At 72.8% G+C, this 23,363-nt stretch carries 20 protein-coding genes and 1 other RNA gene; 6 read left to right on the top strand and 15 right to left on the bottom strand.

The features are described from left to right. Positions 1–173: 173 nt before the first annotated feature. Complete coding sequence (locus tag F4554_RS14480) at positions 174–1,121, bottom strand: CE1 family esterase (RefSeq protein WP_179787862.1); 948 nt, start codon at positions 1,119–1,121, stop codon at positions 174–176. Positions 1,122–1,254: 133 nt separating this feature from the next. Between F4554_RS14480 and F4554_RS14475 the strand changes: the two genes are divergently transcribed. Further along, on the top strand, positions 1,255–1,869 hold the full coding sequence (locus F4554_RS14475) for a nucleoside/nucleotide kinase family protein (protein ID WP_337796043.1): 615 nt from the start codon (positions 1,255–1,257) through the stop codon (positions 1,867–1,869). Here the strand turns inward: F4554_RS14475 and F4554_RS14470 are convergent. Next, positions 1,860–3,047, bottom strand: a complete 1,188-nt coding sequence (locus F4554_RS14470; protein WP_179787861.1) for a CoA transferase — start codon at positions 3,045–3,047, stop codon at positions 1,860–1,862. The two genes, F4554_RS14475 and F4554_RS14470, sit on opposite strands and share 10 nt — an antisense overlap. Positions 3,048–3,436: 389 nt before the next feature. On the opposite strand from F4554_RS14470, the gene F4554_RS14465 reads away from it, so the two are divergent. Together F4554_RS14465 and F4554_RS14460 are read left to right on the top strand one after the other, a co-directional pair. After that, positions 3,437–5,422 (top strand): ABC transporter ATP-binding protein, encoded by a 1,986-nt coding sequence (locus tag F4554_RS14465; protein WP_238341301.1) that lies wholly within the window; start codon positions 3,437–3,439, stop codon positions 5,420–5,422. Next, positions 5,415–7,193 carry an ATP-binding cassette domain-containing protein gene (locus F4554_RS14460; protein WP_179787860.1) on the top strand — a complete coding sequence of 593 codons (1,779 nt, stop codon included), beginning with the start codon at positions 5,415–5,417 and terminating at the stop codon, positions 7,191–7,193. The genes F4554_RS14465 and F4554_RS14460 overlap by 8 nt, the downstream gene beginning before the upstream one ends. Positions 7,194–7,284: 91 nt before the next feature. On the opposite strand, the gene F4554_RS14455 is transcribed toward F4554_RS14460, so the two are convergent. From F4554_RS14455 to F4554_RS14435, 5 genes are all read right to left on the bottom strand, one after another. Next, complete coding sequence (locus F4554_RS14455) at positions 7,285–8,367, bottom strand: sensor histidine kinase (protein WP_238341300.1); 1,083 nt, start codon at positions 8,365–8,367, stop codon at positions 7,285–7,287. Positions 8,368–8,377: 10 nt separating this feature from the next. After that, positions 8,378–9,073, bottom strand: coding sequence for a response regulator transcription factor (locus F4554_RS14450; RefSeq protein ID WP_179787858.1), 696 nt, complete (start codon positions 9,071–9,073; stop codon positions 8,378–8,380). 131 nt (positions 9,074–9,204) lie between these two features. After that, the gene (locus F4554_RS14445) at positions 9,205–9,918 is read right to left on the bottom strand and encodes a M15 family metallopeptidase (RefSeq protein ID WP_238341299.1); all 714 of its coding nucleotides are present in this window, start codon (positions 9,916–9,918) and stop codon (positions 9,205–9,207) included. 157 nt (positions 9,919–10,075) lie between these two features. Next, an RNA gene (gene rnpB, locus F4554_RS14440) (RNase P RNA component class A) lies at positions 10,076–10,477 on the bottom strand. A 36-nt stretch (positions 10,478–10,513) separates the two neighbouring features. Next, positions 10,514–11,953, bottom strand: a complete 1,440-nt coding sequence (locus tag F4554_RS14435; RefSeq protein WP_179787857.1) for an RNB domain-containing ribonuclease — start codon at positions 11,951–11,953, stop codon at positions 10,514–10,516. A 178-nt stretch (positions 11,954–12,131) separates the two neighbouring features. Here F4554_RS14435 and F4554_RS14430 point away from each other — a divergent pair, with 178 nt between their 5' ends. The 3 genes from F4554_RS14430 (at position 12,132) to F4554_RS14420 (ending at position 14,912) form a co-directional block, all read left to right on the top strand. Beyond that, a complete protein-coding gene (locus F4554_RS14430) occupies positions 12,132–13,421 on the top strand; it encodes an SLC13 family permease (protein ID WP_179787856.1) in 1,290 nt (429 codons plus the stop codon). A gap of 48 nt (positions 13,422–13,469) precedes the next feature. Beyond that, complete coding sequence (locus tag F4554_RS14425; protein ID WP_179787855.1) at positions 13,470–14,006, top strand: universal stress protein; 537 nt, start codon at positions 13,470–13,472, stop codon at positions 14,004–14,006. Between the two features lie 246 nt (positions 14,007–14,252). Further along, positions 14,253–14,912 carry a Type 1 glutamine amidotransferase-like domain-containing protein gene (locus tag F4554_RS14420; protein WP_179787854.1) on the top strand — a complete coding sequence of 220 codons (660 nt, stop codon included), beginning with the start codon at positions 14,253–14,255 and terminating at the stop codon, positions 14,910–14,912. Positions 14,913–14,936: 24 nt separating this feature from the next. Here F4554_RS14420 and F4554_RS14415 read toward each other — a convergent pair whose 3' ends face one another. From F4554_RS14415 to F4554_RS14380, 8 genes are all read right to left on the bottom strand, one after another. Beyond that, positions 14,937–16,148 carry a bifunctional RNase H/acid phosphatase gene (locus tag F4554_RS14415; RefSeq protein ID WP_337796042.1) on the bottom strand — a complete coding sequence of 404 codons (1,212 nt, stop codon included), beginning with the start codon at positions 16,146–16,148 and terminating at the stop codon, positions 14,937–14,939. Continuing rightward, on the bottom strand, positions 16,141–16,917 hold the full coding sequence (locus F4554_RS14410) for a zinc ribbon domain-containing protein (RefSeq protein ID WP_337796041.1): 777 nt from the start codon (positions 16,915–16,917) through the stop codon (positions 16,141–16,143). Before F4554_RS14410 ends, F4554_RS14415 begins: the two co-directional genes overlap by 8 nt. Further along, a complete protein-coding gene (locus F4554_RS14405; protein ID WP_179787853.1) occupies positions 16,881–17,714 on the bottom strand; it encodes a Nif3-like dinuclear metal center hexameric protein in 834 nt (277 codons plus the stop codon). The genes F4554_RS14410 and F4554_RS14405 overlap by 37 nt, the downstream gene beginning before the upstream one ends. A gap of 15 nt (positions 17,715–17,729) precedes the next feature. Continuing rightward, entirely contained in the window at positions 17,730–19,028 is a 1,299-nt protein-coding gene (locus F4554_RS14400) for an alpha/beta hydrolase family protein (RefSeq protein ID WP_238341298.1), read from the bottom strand. Positions 19,029–19,038: 10 nt separating this feature from the next. After that, a complete protein-coding gene (locus tag F4554_RS14395) occupies positions 19,039–20,316 on the bottom strand; it encodes a lactate racemase domain-containing protein (protein WP_337796040.1) in 1,278 nt (425 codons plus the stop codon). A 109-nt stretch (positions 20,317–20,425) separates the two neighbouring features. Continuing rightward, positions 20,426–21,286, bottom strand: a complete 861-nt coding sequence (locus F4554_RS14390) for a sugar phosphate isomerase/epimerase family protein (protein ID WP_179787852.1) — start codon at positions 21,284–21,286, stop codon at positions 20,426–20,428. Further along, positions 21,283–22,374, bottom strand: a complete 1,092-nt coding sequence (locus F4554_RS14385; protein ID WP_179787851.1) for a Gfo/Idh/MocA family protein — start codon at positions 22,372–22,374, stop codon at positions 21,283–21,285. Before F4554_RS14385 ends, F4554_RS14390 begins: the two co-directional genes overlap by 4 nt. 109 nt (positions 22,375–22,483) lie before the next feature. Continuing rightward, positions 22,484–23,311, bottom strand: a complete 828-nt coding sequence (locus F4554_RS14380) for a sugar phosphate isomerase/epimerase family protein (protein WP_179787850.1) — start codon at positions 23,309–23,311, stop codon at positions 22,484–22,486. Between the last annotated feature and the right edge of the window lie 52 nt (positions 23,312–23,363).

The following is a 23,363-nucleotide window of genomic DNA, read 5'->3' as shown; positions in this document are numbered from 1 at the left end:
CACTGGACACCGAGGAAGATCCGGAGATCAGCGCCTTCGGCGGCCGGCCGGAACCCGACGATCTGACGATCGATGCGGGTGGGAGATGGACCTCCGCTTGTGACCCGGCCTGGTGAGTGTCTCGCCTACCGGATCGGCCATCGGCAACCTTACCAGGCCCTCGGACGAGCCGCCTACCGGCCGGTCCCGGTTCGGTACGCGTGGTGAGGCGGCGACGGCAGGGCGTACCGCCGGAGGAACTCCCACCCGATCGCGGCGGCGTCCAGGTGGCACCGCCCGCCCACCGGCCACACGTGGCCGCAGGGGTGGGAACGGATCTTCACCACCGAGCCGGGCGCCCGGTCCGCGATCGTACCGGGAAGGTCCGAAACGGGCGGAAACGTCGCGTGCAGCCAGTCGGTTCGGCCACCGTCGTAGGGGACGACCGCATCGGAGGTCCCGTGGATCTCCAGGTAGTGGATGGGCGCGCCGCCCCGACACCGGCCGACCAGCGCACCGGCCACGCCCACTCCCGCCGCGAACAGGCGCGGCCGCTCGCACAGGGCGTGCAGCGTCATCATTGCGCCGTTGGAGAAGCCCGTGAGGTAGATGCGCCGGGGATCGATACCCGGCACCCGGCGGCGGACGTCGGCCACCACGTCGGTGAGGTACTCCACGTCCTTCGCGCGGTGGGCGTTGCTCCAGCCGCAGCACCCCGCGGCGTCCCACGAGCGCCTGGCGCCGATGCCGTACGCCACCACGTAACCGCGCCGGGCGGCCCGCTCCTGGAACTGCCCGAGGTGCTCCATCCGGCGCCACGTGCCGCCGAAGGAGTGCAGGACGAGCAGCAGTGGACGGCGGGCACCCAGGCGAGCCGGTGCCGGCCTGGGGAGGACGTACTCGCGGCCACTGGCGAGCCGGACCTGGCCGGGCAGCGCGGCGCTCGCCTGCCGGGCGCCGGGCGGCCCAGCGGTGGCGGGCGACGCCGGAGTCGCACCGGTCGTGGGCGTACCGACCCTGGCCTCGGCGGCCCGGTCGCGACCGTCGCCGCCGGGACCCGCACAACCGCCGAGGGCCGTCGCCGCCAGCGTGAGGACGCCGGACACGAGGGCGGCCAGGCGAACGCGTCGGCGACTCGGCATGGCGCGACCCTAACGGCTGTGGCCGGGGATTGTGGTCGGACGGGATTGTGGTCGGACGAATGCGGCCGGACGAATGCGGCCGGGGAATGCGGCTGCACGAGGTGGGCGTACGCGAAAGCCCTACGCTGCTCGCGTGCTGCCCTCCACTCCCCCGCCCCGGCCCCCGCGAACGCGGCTGCACACGCAGGCCACCGACCCGGCAACCGACCTCGCCGCGCAGGTGCTCGCCGCGCCGCCACGACTGGGGCCGGTCCGGCTGGTGTGCGTCGACGGGCCGGCGTGTTCGGGCAAGACCACCCTTGCGGCCCGGCTGGCGGCGGCGCTGGGCGACGTTCCGACCGTGCACATGGACGACCTGTACGAGGGCTGGGACGGCCTGCCCTCGGTGGCCGGCAGGTTGCGCACGTGGCTGCTGGAACCGCTGAGCGCGGGACGGCCCGGACGGTACCGGCGCTACGACTGGCCGCGCGGCGAGTACGCCGAATGGCACGAGGTGCCGGTCGGTCCCGCGCTCGTGGTCGAGGGCGTCGGCTCGGCGAGCCGGGTGGTGGACGGCCTGGCCACCTCGAAGCTGTGGGTGGAGGCACTCGAGGACGTCCGCCGCGCCCGGGCCGCCGCCCGCGACGGCGGGGCGTTCGAGCCGTTCTGGGACGCGTGGGCCCGGGCCGAGCGGAACCACTTCGCCGCGGAGGACACCCGGCGCCGCGCCGACGTTCGTATCGACGGAGTGTCCGGCGCCTACGTCTGACCGCGGTCGCGGTCGAGATCGTCCAGCCAGGCGAGGACCTCGGCGGTGTGCTGGCCGAGCGTCGGCGGCGCCAGATGGGTGTCCCGCCCGCCTGCCTGGGGTTCGTCGTCCAGCCGGATCGGCGGGCCGGGCAGCCTGATCCGGCCCAGCGTGGCGTGGTCGACCTCGATCACCAGCCCCTGGGACCGGGTCTGTTCCCACTCGTACACCTGGTCGAGGGTCTTCACCTCACCCGCCGGTACGCCCACCTCGGCCAGCCGCGGCAGCAGCCGGCTCACCGGCCAGGACGCGAACGCCGTCTCCACCGCGGCGACGACCTGATCCATGGCACCGACGCGCTCGGCGTTGGTGGCGAACCCGGGCTCGTCCACGGGCAGTCCGAACGCCGGCGCGAACCGCCGCCACAACTGCTCGCTGCCCACCGAGATCTGCACCAGCCCATCGGCACAGTGGAACAGGCCGTACGGGCAGATCGAGGGATGGTGGTTGCCCTGCGCGCGCGGCACCTCGCCGGCGACGGTGTAGCGCGTTCCCTGGTAGGCGTGCACGCCGACGACGGCGGCCAGCAGCGAGGTACGCACGACGCGGCCGCGGCCGGTAGTGTGGCGTTCGTGCAGGGCGGCGACGACGCCGTACGCGCCGTACATCCCGGCCAGCAGGTCCGCGATCGGTACGCCGACCCGCACCGGTTCGCCCGGTCCGGGCCCGGTCACCGACATCAGGCCGGCCTCGCCCTGGGCGATCTGGTCGTACCCCGCGCGGTTGCCCTCCGGCCCGTCGTGGCCGAAGCCGGTGATGGACAGCACCACCAGCCGTGGGTTGGCGGCGGTGATCGCCTCGACGGAGAAGCCGAGGCGGTCCAGCACGCCCGGACGGAAGTTCTCCACCAGGACGTCGGCGCGGGCGAGTAGCCGGCCCAGGTCGCGCCGCCCCTCCTCGGACTTCAGGTCGAGGACGACGGACTCCTTGTTGCGGTTGCAGGACAGGAAGTACGTCGCCTCGGTCGCGTCGGGCGGGCCGACGAACGGCGGCCCCCACCCGCGTGAGTCGTCACCGCCGTCGGGGTGCTCGACCTTGACGACCCGCGCGCCCAGGTCACCCAGCATCATCGCCGCGTGCGGCCCGGCCAGCGCCCGGGACAGGTCGACGACCACAACGCCGTCGAGCGGGCCGCTCACGACGCCGGCCCGCGGGAAAGCGCAGCCGCGAAGGGGTGTTCGCGCCCGGGTTTGTCTGCCATGCTGCACCTGCGGTACATCGGCGGCTCCTGTCTGCGGCGTTTGCGGCGGGTCGCCGTCGTGGACGGGCTCGACCGGTCCTGCTTCCCAGCGGCCGGTTTCGCATTCCGGCTGGCTTCGCATTTCTGGCCGGCTCGATTTCCGGCCGGCTTCGCATTCCTGGCCCGGGCTCAGTCCGCAGCACATCATCGGGTGCACCTCGTACGAAGGAATTGGCACCATCTGGCCATTCCGTATCCGGCATCCGATTCTTCAATCCTGGTTCGGGATCCGAGCCGCCGCAGGGCATCTGCCCGCGGCGTGGGACGAGCGAAACGGAGAGTTTCGGCTTGGCGCGATCACTTTCGCGATTTCTTCGACAAGTCTTCGGATGGCTCCATGAGCGAGCGTTCGAGCGCGTACGAACGCCGCTGCGAAACGCCTGCGCGCTGGCGGTCCTGTTCTGGCGGGCCGACCGCCGGCTCACCTTCTGGCTGGCGTTCCTGACCGTCGTACTCGGCCTGCTGCCGAACGCGACGGCGGTGGCGAGCGGGGCCTTCGTCGGCTCCGTCCCCGGTGCGGTGGGCCACGGTCTGGCGTCCCCGTCAGGTCGGCAGGCGCTGACCTGGCTCGGCCTGGTGTCGTTCGGTTTCCTCGCCGGCGGAGTGGGCCTGGCCGGTTCCCGGCTGCTGTGCGAGCTGATGAACACCCGGCTCACCCTCGCCCTCGGCGACACCGTGGGACGGGCCGCCCTCGGCGCCGGCGATCTCACCCGGCTGGCCGACCCCGGCGTGAGCGCCGACCTCGCCGCGGTCGAGGAGTTCGAGCGTTCCGACCTGCACCTGCAGACCGCCTGGTCGGTGCGGATGCTGCTCACCATGCGCACGGCCGGGCTGTGCGCGGCCGGGATCCTCGCCACCTTCGCCTGGTGGGCGCCGGTCGTGCTGGTGGCCGGGTGGTCGGTCACCAACGTGGCGTCCCACCGCTGGATGCGCCGCGGTTTCACCGCCGTACGCGAGGAGGGCGGCGGGGCGCTGCGGCGCGCCGACTACCTGCGCGGCCTGCTGGTCGACCCGCCGGTGGCTGCGGAGGTACGCGTCTTCGGCCTGGCCGGCTGGCTCGGCGAGGAGTACACCCGCACGTGGCGCGCGGCGATGGAGGTGGTGTGGCGGGCCCGGCGTAGCAACGCGTGGTCGCTCGTTCTCGGAACCGCCGCGCTGCTGGCCTGCCACGGCGTGGTGCTCGCGACACTGGTGCAGCGGACCGGCCGGGGCGAACTCGGCGCCGGGGCGCTCACCGTCTACGGGCTGTCGGTGATCGGGGTCGGCGAGCTGGGCTTCCTCGGCCCGCCGCAGTGGCGGGTCGCCCGCGCGACGGCGCTGGCACGGCAGGCCCTCGACCTGTCCGAACGCCTGGGCCCGGCCGTCCTGCGCCCGGCCCCGCCGGCGGTGGCGTCGGTCCCGCGCGGACCGGGACCGGTGGAGGTACACCTGCGCGGCGTGTCCTTCCGCTATCCCGGCCGCGACACGCCGGTGCTGCGTGAGCTCGACCTGCGGATTCCGCCCGGCCAGTCGGTGGCTGTCGTGGGTGCGAACGGTGCCGGCAAGTCCACGCTGACCAAGCTGGTCTGCGGGCTGTACCCGCCCAGCGATGGGAGCATCCGCCTGGACGGTGCCGACCCGCGGGCGTACCGAAGTGACGGCCCCGCTGGTCGGGTGGCGGTGGTCTTCCAGGACTTCCTGCGGTACGAACTCTCGCTGCGCGACAACGTGGGACTGGGCAGCCTTCCGCTGCTGCGCGACGAGCGGGCCCTCGGCGAGGCGCTTCGCGACGCGGGCGGCACGGAGCTCCTCACCGACCTCCCGGCCGGATGGGACACCGTTCTGGCGCGCGGCTACGACGGTGGCGTCGACCTTTCCGGCGGACAGTGGCAGAAGGTCGCGCTGGCCCGCGCGCTGGTCGCGGTTCGCGGCGGGGCCGGGCTGCTGATCCTGGACGAACCGACCGCCGGCCTGGACGTCCGCGCGGAGACCGAACTCTTCGACCGTTTCCTGTCCCTCACCCGGGACACCACGACGATTCTCGTCACCCACCGGCTGGCCAGTGTCCGGCACGCGGACCGGATCGTCGTCCTGTCCGACGGCAGGGTGGCCGAGGACGGCGACCACGACACGTTGCTGGCGAGCGGGGGCAGGTACGCGCGGATGTTCAGGTTGCAGGCCGAACGTTTCGCCGACCACGCCGACCACGCCGACCACACCGACCACACCGACCACACGGGCAGTGCGGACAGTGCGGGTGACTCCGCCGGAGCGACGGGAGCCGCCGATGCGTGAGCGCTGGGCCGAACTCGCGCTGCTGGTACGGACCGCCGTGCGCACCGACCCGTGGCGTTCTCTCGGCAGCCTGCTGGAACCCCTGGGCAGCCTGATGTTCCCGCTGTTCGGGTGGTTTCTCGGGCTGGCGGTGGACGGCCTGCTCACCCACGACGGCACCCGGCTGACGACCGCCGTCGTGGGTCTGCTGGTCACGATCGCCCTGCGCTACGTCGCGGCGTACGTCGGCACCGCGATCCGCACCGGTCTGGCCGAGCGGGTGGGGTTCGCGTTCGACGAGGAGATCGCGCGGCTGGCCGGTGGGCTGCCCGGCCTGGCCCACCAGGAGCACGCGGGCTACCGCGACCGGCTGGAGTTGCTGCGCCAGAGCCAGGGTGCCCTCGGCCAGTCGCTCAACCACGTGGTCGCCACCGCCAACGCACTGGTCGGTGCGCTCGGCACCGCGGTCGTCCTGGTGCTGGTGCACCCGCTGGTCCTGCTGCTGGTGGTGTTCGCCCTGCCGGCGCTGCCGCTCGCGGCGCTGCAGCAGCGAGGGCACGCGCGCGCCGAGGAGACCTCCGCCGCGCCCGCCCGGCTGGCTCGCCACCTGCGCGGCCTGGCTCTCGATCCCAGGGCGGCACCAGAGCTCCGCGTCTTCGGCCTGGGGCAGGAGGTGCTGGACCGCCTGGACCGGGCCTGGACGACGGCTCGCCGGCCGCTGCACCGGGCGCAGGTGGTGGCGTTCGGCATCTCCGCCGTACGCTCCGTCGTCTTCGCGGTGGGCTTCGGGCTCGCGGTCGGGTTCGTCCTGTGGCGGGCCGCCCGCGGACAGGCGGGCGCCGGTGACGTGGTCACCGCGGTAGTGGTCTGCCAGCAGGTGCAGAACCAGGTGCTCGGACCGGCGTACGGACTGGCCGGGATGGGCCGGGTGCTCCGTGCCGCCGGCCGGCTGCGCTGGCTGCGCGCCCACGCGGCCGCCGTCACCGCCGGCCTGGGCGACCGGCCGGCGCCGGAGAGCCTGGGCGAGGGCATCGAGCTGTCGGAGGTGTCCTTCCGCTACCCCGGCGCCGGCACGTGGGTGCTGCGGGACGTGTCGGTGCGGATCCCGCCCGGCACGGTGGTCGCGGTCGTCGGCGAGAACGGCGCCGGGAAGTCGACGTTGGTCAAACTGCTCACCAGGCTGTACGAACCCACGCGGGGCAGGGTGCTGGTGGCCGGCACCGATCTGGCCGAGGTGTCACCGGACGCCTGGCGGCGACGGGTGTCCGGTGCGTTCCAGGACTTCGCCCGGCCGGAGTTCCGCGCGGCGTACGCCGTCGGGCTGGGCGACCTGCCCCGTCGCGACGATGACCGGGCCGTGCGGGCGGCGCTCGCCCGGGCGACCTCCGCCGACCTGTTCGGCGCGCTTCCGCGCGGACCGGCCACCCAGCTCGGCTCGACCTGGCCGGATGGTGTGGACCTGTCCACCGGACAGTGGCAACAGCTCGCGCTCGGCCGGGCGCTGATGCGGCCGGACCCGCTGGTCGTCTGCTTCGACGAGCCGACCGCCAGCCTGGACGCCCCGACCGAGCACGCGTTGTTCGAGCGCTACGCCGCGACCGCCCGGGCGGGCCGGGCGACCGGCGCGGTGACCGTACTGGTGTCCCACCGGTTCTCGACGGTCCGGTCGGCCGACCTCATCCTGGTGGTCGACCGGGGCCGGATCGCCGAGGCGGGGACACACGCGGACCTGATGCGGCGGGCCGGACTGTACGCCGAGTTGTACGCCATGCAGGCGCGCTCGCACGCCTGACCGGCCCGATCTCGTCCGCGGTCGTCGAGAAGTCGGGCGCGACGGCGGCGCGGCTGTCGTCGTCGCGAAGCGGCGTGGTCGGGTCCCTACATCACGAGGGAAGCCGCTGGTCGGACAGCGGTGGAAGGCGAACCGTGACGACGAGGCCGCCGGTGTGGCGGGCCGTGAGGTCGAGGGTCCCGTCGTGTGCCCGGACGATGCTGCGCACGATGGCCAGCCCGAGGCCGACGCCGGCGTGCTCGCCGGTGCGGACGCGTTTCGTTCCGCGCTGGAAGGGTTCGGTGAGGGTCGGTACCAGGTGCGACGAAAGCCGATCGCCGGTGTTCTCGACCCGCAGCACGCTCGCGTCGTACCGCGACTCGGTGTGGACCGACACGATGCCGTCGGCGGGGAGGTTGTGGACGATCGCGTTGTGCAGGAGGTTCGTGGTCATCTGCAGCAGGAGTGCCGATGAGCCGACCGTGGGCGTGATGTCGCCGGACGTCTCGATCGTGACGCCGTGCTTCTCCGCCAGCGGAAGGAGGGTCTCGGTGGCCTCCTCGGCCAGCAGGGACAGGTCGAGGTGTTCTCGGGTGAAGGCCCGCTGGTCTGCCCGGCTGAGCAGGAGCAGCGCTTCGGTGAGGTCGATCGCCCGCGTGTTGACGGCATGCAGGATGCGGACGAGTTCGCCGGTGTCGCGGTTCGGATCGCTGCGGGCCACTTCCAGAAGGGTCTGCGTGATCGCCAGCGGAGTACGCAGCTCGTGGGAGGCGTTGGCGGCGAACCTCCGGTGCTCTTCGACGTGTGCCTCGAGCTGGGCCAGCATGGTGTCGAAGGCGTCGGCGAGTTCGCGGAACTCGTCGCTGCGGCCTTCCATCTGGATCCGGTGGGACAGCGATCCGGTCGCGGCCCGGCGGGTGGCGTTCGTGATGCGGGTCAGCGGAGCGAGCATTCGGCCGGCGAGAATCCACCCACCCACGAGGCCGAACATCAGCAGGAACACCAGCGCCTGGCCTGCCCGCGGGGCGAAGGCACGCTGGAGGTCGGTGCGGTTGGGAGCGTGCGGGCCCAACGTCATCAGCTGGTGGTCGGGAACGTAGCGCAGCAGGAAGACCCACACGACGGCGAGCAGCAGGCCACCGGCGAGCATGAGGAACCCGGCGTAGCTGAGGGTGAGTTTGAGCCGGACGCTCAACCCGGGCGGCCTATCCACTGTCGGCTCCCCCAGCCGCGGTGCCGGGAGGTGTCTCGATGCGGTAGCCGACACCGGGCACGGTGGCGATGAGCCAGGGTTCGCCGAGCCGCTTGCGCAGGGCGGAGACGGTGATGCGGACGGCGTTGGTGAACGGGTCGGCGTTCTCGTCCCAGGCCCGCTCCAGTAGCTCCTCGGCGCTGACGACACCGCCCTCGGCGCCCACGAGGACCTCCAGCACGGCGAACTGCTTCCGGGTGAGCGCGACGTAACGTCCGTCGCGGAAGACCTCCCGGCGGAACGGGTCCAGCCGCAGGCCCGCGATCTCGCGGACCGGAGGGCGGGCATGCGCACGCCTGCGGTCGAGCGCCCGCAGGCGCAGGACGAGCTCGCGAAGCTCGAACGGTTTGGTGAGGTAGTCGTCGGCGCCGAGTTCGAACCCGGAGGCCTTGTCGTCGATCCGGTCGGCGGCGGTGAGCATGAGGATCGGGATGCCGCTGCCGGAGGCGACTATCCGCCGCGCGACCTCGTCGCCGGAGGGTCCGGGAATGTCCCGGTCGAGGACCGCCAGGTCGTAGGAGTTGGTGCCGAGCAGTTCGAGGGCCGCGTCGCCGTCGCCGGCGATGTCGGCCGCGATCGCCTCCAGCCGGAGACCGTCCCGGACGGCCTCGGCCAGGTAGGGCTCGTCCTCCACGACCAGCACACGCATGACCGAAGCCTAGGGTCCACGGCATATCGCCGGCATATCCGAACCGGACGCGCGCCGGGGAGGTTCCTCCGCGGGCCGAAACGATCTCGTCGTACGCCGAGAATGTGACCGGTTACCCGATGTCGCCGGATTCACTGCCGCATCCGCGGGTCCTCGGTCGGGTTCGCGTACATCGGCGGGCACCCGTCGCCGACGGCATCGGGACGTAGCTCGTAGTGCCAGGACTCGTTGCCGTAGATCTGGCACAGCCCGTACGCGGCACCGTGCTCGGACAGCCAGGCCACGGCGTCGAACGGGCCGACGTCGACCGCGTCACCCGACACGTGGGCGGACGTCGTCGCCGTGGCCACCCACCGCGCGGCCTCCTTCTGCGAGCCGTACTCGGCGACAGCCTCCTGCAGCAACCGCGTCTGGTACGCAGGCGACCGCCAGCCGCTGTTGACCCGGATCCTGATGCCGTCGGCCCCGGCGTCCGTCGCCGCCCGGCGCAGGGCGGCGAGGAGATCCGGGGCGAGCCTGTTAACCGCCGGTGTGTCCTCGTCGAACACCGAGAGCGCCACCCCGTCGGGAACGACGCCGTCAGCCTCGCCCAGTGCGGTCTGCCGACCGGTCTGCCGGGGAACCTCGGCCGAAGCGCCCGTTGCCTTCGACGGACTCGGCGCCGTCGATGCACTCGCCGTACTCGCCGTACTTGCCGTTATTGACGGTCGCGGCGGGACGGACGCCGCCACGAGCGACCGCCGCATGAGGAACGCGGCGACCACTACGCCGAGGATCGCCAGGCCGACGAGCGTGACTCTGCCCGCGGGGTGGGGCGGCGCCGGCCGTGATGTGCGGTATTCCATGCGTCCACTGAAGCCGGGAGGCTGTTGTGGACCCGTATGCGATTCCCGATACGTCCGCGATACGTGCGATCACTGGCCTCGAAGCACCTGTGCAAGCCGGCGTTGACATGGCGGGCATGGCGACGTGGCCCCCGGGCGCTGATCGGGAGGAGGCGGGTGGACGAGCCGGCCTGTAAGCCGGATTCTGTGATCGGCGGCCATCCCTCTCGGGTCGCCGTTGCCGGCGACCTCCAGCGGCCTACCCGCAGGCCTCGGGCGAGCAGCCCTCGAACGCCTGCGCGAGACCGGCACCCGAAAGTGCCGGTCCCTTCTTGGCCTTGCTCCGGGTGGGGTTTACCGAGCCACCTGGGTCACCCCAGGTGCTGGTGGTCTCTTACACCACCGTTTCACCCTTACCCGCACCCCGGCTCATGGAGCCGGGGCCGCTGGCGGTCTGTTTTCTGTGGCACTGTCCCGCGGGTCGCCCCGGGTGGGTGTTACCCACCACCCTGCTCTGCGGAGTCCGGACTTTCCTCGACGAACGTCGCGAGACGCTCGACGCGGCCGCCCGGCCGGCTCGTCCGGGTCAAGCCTAGCGGCGACGCACCCGGCCGCGTCACGCCAGTTCGAAGTGCACCCGGCGGCGGGTGACGTCGGCCTCGACCAGCCGGAGCCGGACCACCTCGCCCAGCGGGAGCCGCTCCCCCGCCACGCTCGCCTCCACCGCGGGGTCGCGCAACTGGACCGTGCCCTTCGCCGCTCGTTCGTCCACCTCGGTGATCACGCCGGTGAACTCAGCCCCGACGTGGTTCTGCAGCAGGGCCGCCTCCACCAGGTCGACGAGTGCGCGTTCGTACTGGTGGGCGCGGCGATCGGCCTCGGCCATCTCCTTCGGCACCACGGTCAGGCCGGCCCGAACCCATTCGGGCACCTCACGGCCGGCGCACAGGGAGACGCACACCTCCGCGGCGTACCGGTCGACCAGCCGGCGCAGCGGCGCGGTGACGTGGGCGTACGCGGAGGCCAGGGCGGCGTGCAGCGGCTGGTCAGGTGCCCCGCCCTCGAACGCCGTGTAGCCGGCGCCGCGCAGGGTCACCGTGGAGGAGGCCAGCAGCGCCGCGTGCGAAGGCTGGTAGGGGTCGAGCGTACGGATGAAGTCGGCGTACGACGTCTCCTCCGGCCAGGGCACCGCGAGCGCCCGCGCCGAGCGCCGCAGCCGGGCAAGATCGCGGGGGTCGGCCGGTGGCAGCGTACGCAGCACGCCGACCCCGCCGGACAGCATCAGGTGGGCCGCGGCCATGCCGCACATCAGCGACATCTGGGCGTTCCAGCGCTCGACCGGCAGTGGCGCGCGCAGGACGAGCGTCCAGCCCGACCCGTCCTGGACCACCTCGCGGTCGGGGCTGGGCAGGTCGACGCCGCCGCGGTCGTGTTCGCGTTCCTCGCGCAGCCGGCCGACCTCGCGCAGCAGCAGTGCCTGCTCGTCGGCCCGGCCGTCGTCAAGCGCGCGTTGCACACCGGTGTAGGAGAGCTTGGCGCGGCTGCGGATCACGGCCCGGCGTACGTCGACACCGATGCCCTCCCCGTCGGGGTCGAGGTCCATCGTCCACAGCAGGGCCGGGCGGTCGACCCCGGGCAGCAGGCTCGCGGCGTCCTCGCAGAGCACCTCCGGATGCAGGGGAATCCGCCGGTCCGGTGCGTAGAGCGTGACGCCGCGCCGGTGGGCCTCCTGGTCCACGGCGCCGCCGGGTACGACGAAGGCCGCCACGTCGGCGATCGCGTAGTGGACGCGGTAGCCGCCGCCGGGCCGGCGTTCCAGGTGGACGGCCTGGTCGAGGTCGCGGGAGTCGGCCGGATCGATCGTCACGAACGGCAGCTCGGTGCGGTCGGCGCGTCCGGCCCCGGCCTGGTGGGCGGTCGCCCCGGCCTCGCGGGCGGCGGCACCGACGGCCTCGGGGAAACCGTCGGGCAGGTCGAGTTCGGTACGGATCCGTACAAAACCGGCTCGTACGTCGGCCCCGTCCGCCGCGGCGAGGCGAAGCTGGCGTCGGGGCACGCGCAAAGCTTCGGCGATCCGGCCCCCGGCCGCAACAGCCTTCCGCCCGCGGGCTTCCGGCGAGGTTCCCGCCGGTTCCGGCGCCGCACCTCGCCGTCGGGACCGGCGACGAGGTGGCGCGGGGCCTGGTCTTCTACGCTTCGGCCGTGAGGATGTCGGCGGCCGGCAAGGCGTGGTCGTGAACTGGCCCGAGGTGGTCGCGGTCCTGGCGTTGGCCGGCGTCCTGGCGTTCGCCGTCGCCCGGCCGCGGGACTACCCCGAGGCGGTCGCGGCCGTTCCGGCGGCGGTCCTGGTCGTCCTCACCGGCGGACTGTCGGCGGCCGCGGCCTGGCACCAGATCCTCGACCTCGCCCCGGTGGTCGTGTTCCTGGTGGCGATCCTGGTGATCGCCGACGCCTGTGACGCCGAGGGCCTGTTCACCGCGCTGGGCGGAATCCTCACCACGACGTCGCGGGGCTCGCCGCGGCGGCTGCTCACCCAGGTGTTCGTGGTCGCCTCGCTCACCACGGCGGTGCTCAGCCTGGACGCCACGGTCGTACTACTGACTCCGGTGGTGGTCGCGGCGGCACTGCGGACGAGGGCGCCGGCCCGACCGCACGTGTACGCGTGCACCCACCTCGCCAACAGCGCGTCGTTGCTGCTGCCGGTCTCCAACCTCACCAACCTGCTGGCGCTGAAGGCGTCCGGGCTGTCCTTCCTCGCCTTCGCCGGGCTGATGGCCGGGCCGTGGCTGGTGGCGATCGTCGCGGAGTACGTCGTGTTCCGCCGCTTCTTCGCCGCCGACCTGCGCAGGCCGGGGGCGCGGGCGCGGACCAGTACGGCCGCCCGGGCGACGCCGGATCCCGAGGATCGACCGGACCGGGTGGCGCTCCCTCGGGTTCCGCTGGTCGTGGTCGGCGTCGTCCTGCTCGGTTTCGCCGTGGCCCAGCCGCTCGGACTGGAACCGGTGTGGTTCGCGGTCGCCGGTGCGGTCGTTCTCGCCGTACGAGGTCTGCGGAAGCGGCTGGTGTCACCGCGCCGGGTGGTCCGGGCCGCCGGTCTGGACTTCGCGGTGTTCGTGTTCGGGCTCGGGGTGGTGGTCAGCGCGGTGGCGGCGGGTGGCCTCGGCGACGCCGTGGGCGCGGTGCTGCCGAGCGGAACGTCGTTGCCGGCCCTGCTGGGGGTCGCGGCCGTGGCGGCCCTGCTCGCCAACCTGGTGAACAACCTGCCCGCGGTGCTGTTGCTGTTGCCGCTGCTGGCCGGTGCCGGGCCGGGTCCGGTGCTCGCCGCGCTGATCGGGGTGAACGTCGGCCCCAACCTCACCTACGTGGGTTCCCTGGCGACCCTGCTGTGGCGGCGGACGCTGCGGCTGCGAGGCGTGGAGCCCGCGCTGCGGGACTTCCTGACCCTGGGAGTGGCGAGCGTTCCGCTCACGCTGGTGCTCGCGGTCGTGGCACTCTGGTGCTCACTCGTCGTCGCCGGGCTCTGAGCTCAACCCGCGGGTCCCGGCGCTCGGTGGTCCGGGAAGGCAACCACGATGACCGTACTCGTCTGGGTGACCGAAGACACCTGGCCGGCCTGCGTGGCCGCGGCCGGTGAGTTCGCCGACCCGGCCGAGCCCGTCGTGCTCGCTCACGTCACCCCGGCCGAACTCCACGGCGCGGCCGAAGGTGCGTTCGGCGCGCTCCTCGGCCGGCACCACCACGACCGCGACCCGGCCACCCGCATCGACGACCTCGCCGGGGAGAGCGCCCGCGAACTCCTCGCCGCCGCCGCGGAGCGGATCGGCCCGCGCCCCGGTCCGGTGCGTACGGTCGAACGCCAGGGCCGGGTCGAGCGCGAGGTCGTCGACCTGGCCGGACAGGCTCGGCTTCTCGTCTGTGCGCGTACCGGCGACACCGACCGGCTGGGGCCCGGCAGCCTCGGGCACGCGACGAGGTTCGTCGTCGACCACGCGCCCTGTGCGGTCCTGCTGGTGTGGCCGGGCGCCGCGCCCGACCTCTCCACGCTGCCGCCCCCGCCGGGTCACGGGCACGGGCACGGTCACGGCCACGGCCACGAAGGTGAGCCCTGACGGGGAGCTCCGAGCCGCCCCGCCGGTCTTCACACTTCCCTCCGCACTGCACGGCGCGGCCGAAAGTCCCGCAGAACTTCTTCCGGCGGATTGTCGGATCCTGGACGAGGCGTTCGTGGAACAGGTGACAGGCGGCACGAGGTCGCCGGGACAGGGAGTCACCGCGATGACGCAGTACCTGGTCCCGTTCGACGACTGGTCGACGGGCGACCGCCACGATCCGTCGTACTCGAATCCGGAGGCATCTTGAAACTTCTTCTCACGTCCGGGGGCGTCACGAACCCGAGCATCCGCGATGCGCTGGTCGACCTGCTGGACAAGCCGATCGCCGACTCCACGGCCCTCTGCATCCCCACGGCGGAATACGGCCACCCCAGGTGCACGCCGGCTTCGGCGTGGCGCTTCATCGCCGGCCGGTCCCCCTCACCCATGTGCGATCTGGGCTGGAAGTCGGTGGGCGTTCTCGAGCTCACCGCACTCCCCAGCATCGGCGAGGAGCGCTGGGTCCCGTGGGTCCGGGAGACTGACGTCCTCCTGGTGGACGGCGGCGATGCGACGTACCTGTGCCACTGGATGCGGCAGTCCGGGCTGGCGGACCTCCTGCCGTCGCTGCAGGAGACGGTCTGGGTGGGGGTGAGCGCCGGCAGCATGGTGATGACTCCCCGGATTGGCGCCGATTTCGTGAAGTGGCAGTCGGCGCCGGACGACAGGACGCTGGGGATCGTCGACTTCTCGATCTTCCCGCACCTGGACGTCTTCCCGGATAACACCATGGCCGAGGCCGAGCGATGGGCCGCCGAGATTGCCGGACCGGCGTACGCCATCGACGACCACACGGCCATCAAGGTCACCGACCGCACCACCGAGGTCGTCTCCGAGGGGCGCTGGAAGCAGCTCTCCCCATAGCCGCGGCCGGCAGCGATCGGGAACCTAGCCGTGGAGCGGTTCGGCGTTCCCGGACACGTCCACCGGCACGCCGAACGACCGCAGCGACGCCGCACCGTCGGCGAACCACCGCACCTCCGTGAGCGCGGCCGGTGGGAGTTCCATCCGGTACGCCGCCCGGACCGGCACGTCGAGCGCCAGGCAGGTGAGCAGCTTGATCGGCGTCACGTGCGTGACCACCACGACGGTCTTGTCGCCGTAGGTCCGGATCAGCCGGTCGCGGGCGGCCCGCACCCGGGTGAGCACCTGGTCGAACGACTCACCACCCGGCGGCGCCACCGACGTGTCCGCCAGCCAGGCCTGGAGTTCGGCCGGCCACCGCTGCCCGACCTCGGCGAACGTGAAGCCGTCCCACTCGCCGAACGCGGTCTCGGCCAGGCCGGGCTCCACCTCGACGGGCAGGCCGAGAGCGTCCGCGACCACGTCGGCGGTCTCCCGCGTCCGGCGCAGCGGCGAGCTCACCACCGCGGCGACGCCGAGCCGGTCGGCCAGGGATCGTGCGGCCGCCACGGCCTGGGCGCGCCCCTGCTCGGTGAGGGGAACGTCCGCCCCGCCGGACCCGCTGAACCTCTTGTCCACGGAGCGTTCGGTCTCGCCGTGCCGCAACAGCAACAGCGTGGTGACGGCGCCCACGTCCGCACCCCAGCCGCGAGCAGGCGCGGACTCCTCGTCCGGCGCGGACTCCTCGGCCACGGACTCCTCGGCCGGCGCCGAGGCGCCGACCTCCCACACCGCCGGCCCACCGTCGAGTACGGCGTTGAGCAGGGCGTCGGCGGTCTTGTTGCGCTCGCGCGGCACCCACGTCCAGGTCGGCTTCGCCGGCACCAGCGCCCGGGCCTGCTCGGCGAGCCGGCGCATGTCGGCGTGCTTGACCTTCCAGCGGCCGGCCATCTGCTCGATGACCAGCTTGCTGTCCATCCGGATCTCGACCGCCGCCTCGGGGTCGAGTTCGCGGGCCAGCTTCAGTCCGGCGATCAGGCCGTTGTACTCCGCGACGTTGTTGGTGGCGGTGCCGATCCGTTCCGCGGCCCGGGCGAGCACCTCGCCGGACGCCGGGTCGCGGACCACCGCACCGTAGGCGGCTCGGCCGGGGTTGCCGCGCGAACCACCGTCCGCCTCGACGACCAGCCGCCTGCCCGAGCCAGGCGAGCCTCCGGAAACTCCCTGCGACGAGTGCTCGAACAGCCGGTCAGACACCGGACTCCAGCGTGCGTACCAGGATCCGGCCGCACTCCTCACAGCTCAGCACGGCGTCGTCGGGCTTCGCCGCGATCTGGCCGAGGTACCGCGCGTCCAGCTCCATCCGGCAGCCCTCGCACCGGCGCTGCCGCAACGCCGCGGCACCGACGCCGCCGTGTTGCGCGCGCCGCTTCTCGTACAGCTTCAGCAGGTCGTCGGACACCCCGGCGGCGGTGTCGGTGCGCTCGCGGCGCGCCTGCTCGGCCTCGGCGTCGATCGAGGCGTACGCACGGTCGCGGGCCTGGTCGACCTCGGCCAGCTTCGAGCCAAGCTCGGTCTCCCGGGCGGACAGCTCCTGCTCGTGGGCGGTGGCGGCCTCGAGGCGTTCCATCACGTCCAGCTCGACGTCCTCCAGGTCGGACTGGCGGCGTTGCAGCGACTCGATCTCGCTCTGGAGGCTCTGCAGGTCGCGGGCCGAACCGACCTGGCCGGACTGCAGCCGCTGCTCGTCCCGGGCTCGCCGGGTGCGCACCTGCTCCACGTCGGTCTCGGCCTTGCGCTGCTCACGGGTCAGGTCGCTCACCTGTGCCTGGGCGGTCGCCAGCTCGGACCCGAGCTTGGCGCGCTCGGCCCGCAGGCGTTCGCCCTCGGCGACCTCGGGAACCGTCCGGCGGCGATGGGCCAGCTGGTCGAGCCGCAGGTCGAGCGCCTGGACGTCGAGCAGCCGCAACTGGATGAACGGGTCGGCGTTCAGAGGGTCCCTCCCTGGTCGGCGTGGCTCGCCCACGGGTCCGTGCATAGCGTCGAGATGCGGGTCTCCACCGTAGTGCCCCGCTCGGCGAGTACGGCGCGGAGCCGGGCAGCGGCGTCGTCCAGCCAGGGCCACTCGCTGGCCCAGTGGGCGACGTCCAGCAGAGCGGGCGCGCCGGGGTGCTCGGTGGCCTCCGAGGCCGGGTGGTGGCGCAGGTCGGCGGTGACGTAGGCGTCCACGCCGAGGGCCCGCACCGTGTCGAGGTAGGAGTCGCCCGCACCGCCGCAGACCGCGACCGTGGCCACGGTCCGCTCCGGGTCACCGGCGACGCGTACGCCGTGTGCGGTGGACGGCAGGGCGCCGGCCACCCGGCGGCCGAACGCCGCCAGCGGCTCGGGCTCGGGCAGGACGCCGACCCGGCCGACCCCGAGCCACGGGGTGTCGGGGCGGGGGTCGAGCGGTCGCAGGTCGGTCAGGCCCAGCGCGCCGGCCAGGACGTCGGAGACCCCTGGATCGGCGGCGTCGGCGTTGGTGTGGCAGACGTGCAGGCCGATGCCGGCGCGGATCAGCGAGTGCACCAGCCGGCCCTTCGGTGTCGTCGCGGCCACGCCGTGCACGCCGCGCAGGAAGAGCGGGTGGTGGGTGACGATCAGGTCGGCCGGCCAGTCCAGCGCCTCCCGGGCCACCTCGGCCACCGGGTCGACGGCGAACAGGATCCGGCGTACCTCCGCGTCGGGGTCACCGCAGACCAGGCCCACCGCGTCCCAGTCGGCTGCCCAGCGCGGGTCGTACAACCCGTCGAGGACCTCCACCACCCGCGCCAGCGTCACCACCCGGCAACCCTAGCGTCAGTCGTCGGCGGGCCCGGACCGGTCCGCCGGGCGGCCGGACAGCTGCCCCAGGTGCCGGTCCGCCGCGTCGGCGAACCGCGCCCAGTCGCCGTCGGTCATCGCGTGACCGCCGGGCCGGATGTGGTAGCCGAGCCGGCTGGGTACGACGGGCCGGTCCACCGACGGCTGCTCGGTGGCCGCGAGCCCTTCCGCGCCGAGCAGTTCGTAGACCGGCGAGGCGTACTTCGCGCCGAGGAACTCGCCGTACGGGTCGGCCCAGGTGTCGTCCTGCGCGCTGGCGACGTACGCCGGGCGCGGGGCGACGAGCGCGACGAGCTGGTGCTGGTCGACCGGCAGCGACTCCTCCCGCCCGGCGTAGGCGGCGAACGCGGGACAGAACCAGTGCGGGAACGTGCTGGTGATCGCCTCGACCGTCTCCCCGATCCTCCGCCGCGACAGCGCCACGCCCCCGCAGCCGGAGTTGTTCGACACCGCCATGGCGAAGCGTTCGTCACGGGCCGCGGCCCAGATCGCGGCCTTGCCGAGCCGGGAGTGGCCGGCGACGATCACCCGGTCGGCGTCCACGCGGCGGTCCTCGCGCAGGTGGTCGAGGATGCGGGACAGGCCCCAGGCCCAGGCGCCCAGCGCACCCCACTCGTGCTCGCCGGGACGGGTCTGGCCGGTGGCGTAGAAGAGCGGGTGTACGCCGTTGCCGAAGTCGTCCACGTCGGGGTCGAGGTCCTGGTAGCAGGCGGTGGCCACGCCGTAGCCGCGGTCGACCAGCTCCGCCAGCGGCCACGGGTGCTGCACCGGATCCGCGTCGGCGGCCGAGCCGTTCTCCACGATCTCGTTGCCGCGGAAGTTCAGCGCCAGGAACACCGGCGCGGGCGCCGTGGCCGCTGCCGACACCGGCAGGTACGTCAGGACGGTCACCGCCACCGGATCGGCGGCGGTGCCCTGGGAGTCCGGCGCGTCGGCGGCGGCGGCCGGGCGGCGGAACGTCAGCCGCGTCTCCACCCGGGTCGCGCGCCCGTCCAGCACGGTGTCCTCGGCGAGCACCTCCACGCCGACCTCGACCGCGCCGCCCGGCGTACGCCCGTACACGTGCTGCTCGAACGCCGCGAGCAACTCCGGGCGGCGGCGCTCCCACCAGTCCGCCGGTGTGCGCACCGGCGTGCCGTCCGCACAGACCAGCGGGTCGGGCAAGCCGCCGGGAACGGACAGCTCCGCCTCCGGCACGGCCAGCCGGCCGGCCGGAAGGTCGGTGCCGGACTCGGAATCGGCCCCGGTACGGGTACCGCTCTCGGTGGAAGTCATCGCCGTCCCCTCAGGATCGCAGCCTGAACAACACCTCGCCCGCATTCGGGACCACCAGCGTCTCCGGGTCGCGGGCCCACTCCTCCGCGTCCACCGCGGCCGGGTCGAGGTAGTCGAGGTTCAGCCCGCGGGTGCGCTGCTCGTCCAGGCCGGTGGCGAGGGTCACCGTGATCCGGCACCGCTCGCCGTGCTCGGCGTCGTAACGCCCGGCACCGCGGACGTGGGTGGAGTGCGCGAGCACCGAGCGCGGCATGTCGGCGAACCGATCCCACTGGCCGGTGAAGTAGTCACGGCAGTGGTAGCCGATCTTCTCGATCAGCGTGCCGTGCGTGCGGCTGACCTCGTGCACGTGCGGCGCGTACAGCACCACCTGGCCGCCGTCGGCGACCACCGGCTCGACCTTGTACATGCCCTTGGACGCGGTCCACAGCTCGTCGTAGCGCGGCGACACCAGCGACAGCACCCGGCGCACCGGCCGGTCGAGATAGCGCACGTGCGTCTGCGCGGACACCTCCGCCGCGGCCGCCCAGGCCTCCTCCGGCGTGCCGAACGCCAGCGCGTGCAGGTCCTTCGTGCCGGACGCGACCACCACCGCGAGGCACAGCCGCTCCGCCGGGATCCGCGCGGCGGCCCGGTCGATCAGCGCGCGCACGGGCGTCACGCCGGGCGTGCCGATGATCTCGACGTTGCTGATCAGGGCGCCCAGCCAGTGGGACAGGTCGATGATCTCCCGGCCGGCCACGCCCGGGAAGAAGTACTTGTTGCCGCCGGAGAAGCCGACCACCTCGTGCGGGAACACCGGACCGAGCACGAGCACCACGTCGGAGTCGACGACGTGCCGGTTGATGCGTACCGTCACCGGCTCCTCGAACCGGCCCTCGGTCACCTCCGCCACCTCGGCCGCCGGGATGTCCCCGAGCGAGACCAGTGCCTCCGGAATCCACCACTCGTGGTTGACCACGGTGGTGCCCGGATAGGTCCGCTCCAGCTCACCGGGCCGGTAGCCGAGGTGGGCGGCCAGCGCTTCCTCCGGCATCGCCGGGTGGGTGCCCAGCGCGACCAGCACGGTCAGGTGGCTGACCCGGCCGTGCACCGCCTGGTGTACGGCGCCGAGCAGCAGCGGCAGTGGGCAGCTGCGGGTGGAGTCGGGGACGACCACGCACAGGCTGCGTCCCTCCAGCGGGACGCCGGCGAGTCGTTCGGCGACGAACGCCGCGGCCTGCTCGGCCGGGACTGTGGTGCCCGGCGCGTCGGTGCCGCCCGGTCCGCCGATGAGGTCAGCGCTCACGTGTAACTCCCCTGCGTTCGGCGCCTGCGTTCGGCCCCAGCGTTCGGTCCCACCGGCGACCGGGGCGCCCCGCGCACCGGCGTCCTGCCGGGTGCGCGGGACGCCGATGTCAGCCGGCGATCTCCTTCAGGTACGCCAGATTGTCGCGTACCCGCTCCTCCAGCGGGACCTCGGTGGAGAAGTCCTCCACCGACACCCAGCCGGAGTAGCCGTGCTCGCGCAGCGCCGCGAACAGTTTCGGCAGGTTGCCGACGCCGTGCCGCATCGGCGCCCAGCCCCACTTCCAGTCCGTACGGTTCGCCCCGTCGACCGGGGTGGCCACCGGCGCGGCGTTCTTCACGTGCACGTGCGCCAGGTGCTCGCCGAGGATCTCCAGGCTCCACGGGTCGTACTCGTACCCCTCCTGGAGCATGTTGCCGATGTCGTGGATGACGCCGACGTGGCGCGGGTCGAAGCCCTCCACGAACCGGGCCGCCGACGACGCGCTGGACGTCAGCGACTGGTGGTGCAGTTCGATCAGCGCCTTCACGCCGTACTGCTCGGCGAGCTCGGCGACCCGGCGGTACTCCTCGCGGCGCTGGGCGAACGCCGCGTTGTACCCCTCGGGCCCGGGTTTGCCGACCGGCACCCGCATCTGGGTCACGCCGAGGGCCGCCGCACCACGCATCAGGCGTTCGACGTCCTCGATCTCGTCACTGCGGGCGTACGCACCGAGGGACGGGATGCCGAGGCCGGCCTTCTCGGTGATCTCCTTGATCCGGGGTACGTCCTCGGTGAACGTCGACAGCGGCCAGGTGCACCGGTTGCCCTGCCAGAAGCTGGACGCGCCCGCCGGCGGCTGCTGGTCGACGATCCGCCACTCGATGCCGTCCCAGCCTTGCTCGGCGAGCTTGCCGACCGCCTCCTCCGGGGTCCACTCGGGCAGGCTCGCCGTGAAGACGGCGAACTTGAACGAGCCGGCTGCGCTCATCGGGTCAGCTCCTCGATCCGGATCGGCCCCTTCGTCCGCGCCGACTCGTAGATCCCGCGGATGAGGGCGAGCGTCTTGGTGCCCTCGGCGACGGTGACCAGCGGCGGACGCTTGTCGTCCAGTGCGTCGAGGAAGTCCCGGAACTGCGTCGTGTGCGACGTCGCCGTCAGCCCGGCGACCGTGGGCTCCTCCTCGTTCTTCGCGGCCGGGGCGAACCCGGCCGCGGCCAGCGCGGACTCCGCCTGGTTGGCCGAGGAGCCGGCGCCGTAGGCGAAGTCCTCGTCGCTGTCGCCGGCGGAGTGGTAGTAGGTGAGCTTGGTGGCGTCGATGACCGCCGAGCCCTGGTCACCGTGCACGTGGACCTTGGTGGTGAGGCCCGGGTAGGCCGCGGTCGTGCCGTGCACCACGCCGAGCGCGCCGCTCGCGAACCGGACGGTGGCGACAGCGGTGTCCTCGACCTCGATCCGCTCGTGCGCCAGGCAGTCCGCCCACGCGTACACCTCGACGGGGTCGCCGAGGAACCACGTCATTAGGTCGATGGTGTGGATGCCCTGGTTCATCAGGGCGCCGCCGCCGTCCAGCTCCCACGTGCCGCGCCAGTCGCCGGAGTCGTAGTAGCCCTGGCTGCGCCACCACGACATGATCGCGTTGCCGGAGGTGATCCGGCCGAACTTCCCCTGCCGCACGGCCTGGTGCACCACCTGGCTGGCCGGGTCGTACCTGTGCTGGCTGACCACCATCGCTGTCCGGTCCGAACGCTTCTCCGCCTCCAGCACTCGCTTGGCGGCGTCCAGCGTGATGTCCAGCGGCTTCTCGATGATGACGTGTTTGCCGGCGTCGAGAGCGGCGACCGCGCCGTCGGCGTGCAGACCGCTGGGGGTGGCGATCGTCACGACGTCGACGTCGGAACGCCCCAGCACCTCCTCGATGGAGTTCGCCGCGTCGACACCGTGCTTGGTGGCCAGTTCCTGCGCGCGCTCGGGCACGACGTCGGCCACCACGGCCAGCTCCGCCCTTGGCTGCAAGGACTGGATGGTCTGGGCGTGGGTGCGACCGATCACCCCGGCGCCGATTACTGCGAATCGCATCAGTACCCCTTCTGTCGAGCTTGCTGTCGCGCTCTGCTGGTGGCGTTCTGTCGCGCTGTGCTGATGAGGCCCGCGGCGCGTTTCCGTCCGCCGCCGGACCCCGATGTGCCTAGTGGTACGAGATGCCCTCGGCGTCGAGCAGCCCGGTGAACGCCCGGGTCGCCGTGGTGAACAGGTCGGGCCCGGAGAACCCGCCGGACTCACCCATGTAGGCGAGGTGCGGCTCCATCGAGAAGTAGCTGTCGAAGCCGTCCGCCTTCAGCGCGCGGATCGTCTCCGGGATCTGGCCGTCGCCCTCGCCGGCGGGGACGACCCGGCCCTCCGCCGCGACCGCGTCCTTGATCTGCAGGTAGTCGATGTAGGGGCGCAGGTCGGCGAACCCGTCGGTGAACGGCGCCACGTCGCACAGGACGAAGTTGGCCGGGTCCCATACCAGGCGGAGCTTGTCCGAGCCCACCGACTCCACGATGTCCAGGCAGCGGGACGGGACGTCGCCGTAGATCTTGCGTTCGTTCTCGTGGGCGAGGACGACCTCCCGCTCGCCCACCCGGTCCGCCAGCGCCGACATCCGCCGCAGCACCTCGTCGCGGTGCTTGGCGGGGTCCTCGCCGTCGGGCATCCAGAACGAGAAGATCCGGATGTACGGCGCCTGCAGTTCCTCGGCCACCCACAGCGCCCGGTCGAACCGTGCCAGGTGCTCGTCGAAGTCGTCGTGGATGCCGACCTTGCCGATCGGCGAACCCACCGCGGACAACCCGATGCCGTACTGCGCGAGGAGCCGCTTCAGCTCACCGATCTGGTCGTCGTCGAGGTCCAGGACGTTGGTGCCCCAGGCGCTGCGGAACTCGACATACCGGATGCCGAGGTCGTTGAGTGTCCGGAACTGGACGTGCGGGTCGGAGTCGATCTCGTCGGCGAATCCGGAGAGGGTCCACATCGTGGCGTCGTGCTCCTTGCGGTGGTCGGATCGTCCGGGTCGTTCCCTGTCG

The sequence above is a fragment of the Actinopolymorpha rutila genome, assembly GCF_013407855.1.
Taxonomy (GTDB): Bacteria; Actinomycetota; Actinomycetes; order Propionibacteriales; family Actinopolymorphaceae; genus Actinopolymorpha; species Actinopolymorpha rutila.
This window is presented reverse-complemented; position numbering and strand designations above follow the sequence as displayed.

What these genes read in the sequence shown, in the direction of transcription:
- F4554_RS14460 (WP_179787860.1), top strand. Translation starts at nt 5,415, where the DNA reads ATGCGTGAGCGCTGGGCCGAACTCGCGCTGCTGGTACGGACCGCCGTG.
- F4554_RS14450 (WP_179787858.1), bottom strand. Translation starts at nt 9,073, where the DNA reads ATGCGTGTGCTGGTCGTGGAGGACGAGCCCTACCTGGCCGAGGCCGTC.
- F4554_RS14445 (WP_238341299.1), bottom strand. Translation starts at nt 9,918, where the DNA reads ATGGAATACCGCACATCACGGCCGGCGCCGCCCCACCCCGCGGGCAGA.
- F4554_RS14400 (WP_238341298.1), bottom strand. Translation starts at nt 19,028, where the DNA reads ATGACTTCCACCGAGAGCGGTACCCGTACCGGGGCCGATTCCGAGTCC.
- F4554_RS14425 (WP_179787855.1), top strand. Translation starts at nt 13,470, where the DNA reads ATGACCGTACTCGTCTGGGTGACCGAAGACACCTGGCCGGCCTGCGTG.
- F4554_RS14380 (WP_179787850.1), bottom strand. Translation starts at nt 23,311, where the DNA reads ATGTGGACCCTCTCCGGATTCGCCGACGAGATCGACTCCGACCCGCAC.
- F4554_RS14390 (WP_179787852.1), bottom strand. Translation starts at nt 21,286, where the DNA reads ATGAGCGCAGCCGGCTCGTTCAAGTTCGCCGTCTTCACGGCGAGCCTG.
- F4554_RS14385 (WP_179787851.1), bottom strand. Translation starts at nt 22,374, where the DNA reads ATGCGATTCGCAGTAATCGGCGCCGGGGTGATCGGTCGCACCCACGCC.
- F4554_RS14480 (WP_179787862.1), bottom strand. Translation starts at nt 1,121, where the DNA reads ATGCCGAGTCGCCGACGCGTTCGCCTGGCCGCCCTCGTGTCCGGCGTC.